The organism is Bacillus sp. JJ1503 (genome assembly GCF_036965125.1).
In the GTDB taxonomy this organism is placed as follows: Bacteria; Bacillota; Bacilli; order Bacillales; family Cytobacillaceae; genus Cytobacillus.
In genome coordinates this window covers 1-2,541 of record NZ_JBALOZ010000465.1, presented here as the reverse complement: position 1 = coordinate 2,541, position 2,541 = coordinate 1, and the positions used below count along the sequence as shown (strand labels likewise).

The window sequence follows — 2,541 nt, the reverse complement described above, 5'->3', positions numbered from 1 at the left end:
TTATTATGGAAGTAATGAGACCCAAAGAGCAGAAATGGTTATATCCCCAGAAATTTATATAGCAGAGTTGGAAAATGTCAATATTATTGGTGAAAACAGTTTAATATTAGCAAATGAATATTGCTTATATGATATAGCAACGAGAGATATTAATAATAGATATGACTTAAGATTTTCTAATCTTAGAAACATTGATGACAAGTATGCCGTAGTTGAATTTATTAATTCAAAAGAAGTAATAGAAGAAGCTATTTCATTAGTTGGTTTTGCTCCTTATAATTACTACCATTTTTCTATGGAAATAATATCCAGAATACAATATGTTGATCAATTTAAAGAACTACGAAATATTCCGTTATTGATAGATGAGGCTGCATTAAATATTCAACAATATTGTGATCTGTTAGATACGTTAAATACTTATAATCATCCCGTGATACCGATTAAGAAGCATCAGATGTATACGGTGAAAAAATTAATTTATCCATCAAGTAATACATGGATGCCTATTAATATAGAAGAGGGAGAACAATTTAGATTTGAAGACTTCATAATTTCTAACTCTGCAGTTGAATATGTAAGAAATAGTGTATTAAAGGGTAATAACATAAAAGGACATAGAAAGATATTTGTCTCTAGGAAAAATACAAGTAACTCAAGGTTAATTAATGAAGAAATGGTAGTTGAAATTTTTAAACAGTACGATTTTGAAATTGTATTCCCAGAAGAATTGACTTTTGAGGATCAAGTTGAAATTTTTTCTCAAGCAGAATTTGTTGCGGGTGCCACAGGAGCTGCATTTACAAACATAATATATTGTCCTAAAAATGTGAATATTATCTGTATTATTCCAAAGGACTATAATTTCTATTTATATTCAACAATTGGAAATATTCTTGGCTTTAATATGTTGTATTTAGATGCAGAAACAATTACTAAGAAAAGATTTATCTCAAGTGAACACTATAAAGTCGATCTTAATATCTGCAATGAAAGTTTGAAATCTCTTGGTCTGACAAAGAGATGGGGATCTAATGAGGATTTATTACAACTAGTAGCTGAAGGAATAAATAATTTCCGTGAAATTATCAATCCTTATGATACTGATTGTGATGATACAATTACTATCTGTAATAAACTTAATATTTTATTAAGAAATAAATTATTACAAGAAGATATTAACGAGTTTTTTGAAATTAAGAGTGTCCTTAATAATATTAAGACTGTTCTTAAGGAGTTCATAACAATAAGTGATTTTAATGAATGGAAGTATGTAACTAATATTGTTATTGGGGAAATATTTAAAATTCTTTTTGAAGAGAAAGAACAGCAGGGAGATTTTGTTGAACTAAATAAAATTCAACATATAATAGCTCGTTTAAAAACAAAATTCAGGAAAAAAATCAAAGTAGTTTTTTTAGTTCAATTACCTTCAATTTGGCCATCAACTGAATCAGTTTGGAAATCATTTTGTGATGACGCTAGATGTGAAGTACAGATTGTTCAGCTGCCTTTTTACCATCATAATTATGATCAAAAACAAAATGAATCCATCGGAGACTATTTAGATAAAAAAAATATTTCGTATAAATACTGGTATGATGTCAACCTAGAGAATGAAAAACCAGATGTAGTATTTTTTCAAAATCCTTATGATTCAACAAGGCCGGTAAGGTATTCCTTTGGGGAAATAACTAAGTTCGTAAAAAGAACTGTCTATATACATTATTGTTTAGATATTCTTGGAGGAGAGGTAATAGATTACCATTTTAAACTGCCTGCATGTACCAATTCATGGAAGGTTTTTGTTCGATCAGAAAGATATAAGGAAATGTTTAAGAAGTACTGCCCTAAAGGTGATAATCATGTAGTAGTTACCGGACATCCTAAAATGGACATGGTATACAATTTGGATAACTTTATTGTGGAAAGTGAACTAGAAGAGTGTATCGGAAATAGAAAAGTAATTCTCTGGAATCCCCACCATATGATAAAGGAGAATGAATGGTCTACCTTTTTAGAGTGGCAAGAACTACTCTTGACTATTTTCCAAGAAAGAAACGACATATTTTTAATAATAAGACCTCATCCTTTATTACTGGGTAATCTTGAACGGGAATTTGGGGGCACAGAATTTGTTAATTTATTTCTTAAAAAAGTAAATAGTCTTGAAAATGTAATGTTAGATTTATCTGATGATTATAAACAAGCTTTTAAGGTATCAGCTGCATTGATTTCGGATGCTTCTTCATTGTTATTAGAATATCTTCCAACTCGAAAGCCTATCATGTATTTACCTAAAATAAATGGGGGAGGATTAAACGATGATGGAGATATCATTGATTATTATTACAATGGGATAGAAGAAAAAGATATAAAGAATTTTATTGATCTAATATCCAATAATCAAGATCCACTGTATCATAAAAGAATCTCTCAGATTAATAATTATTTGTATTCGTTTGATGGCAATGCAGGCTATCGAATTAAAGAGAATATAATATCATCATTGCTTGATGAAGATATATAGAAGATAAAAAT

The 2,541-nt window shown here is 29.0% G+C and carries 1 protein-coding gene; it reads left to right on the top strand.

All coding sequences use genetic code 11. The annotated features are described in order from the left end of the window. On the top strand, nt 1-2,530 hold a 2,530-nt coding region (locus V7149_RS25230), incomplete at its 5' end, for a glycosyltransferase 61 family protein (protein ID WP_335348310.1). Nucleotides 2,531-2,541: the final 11 nt, after the last annotated feature.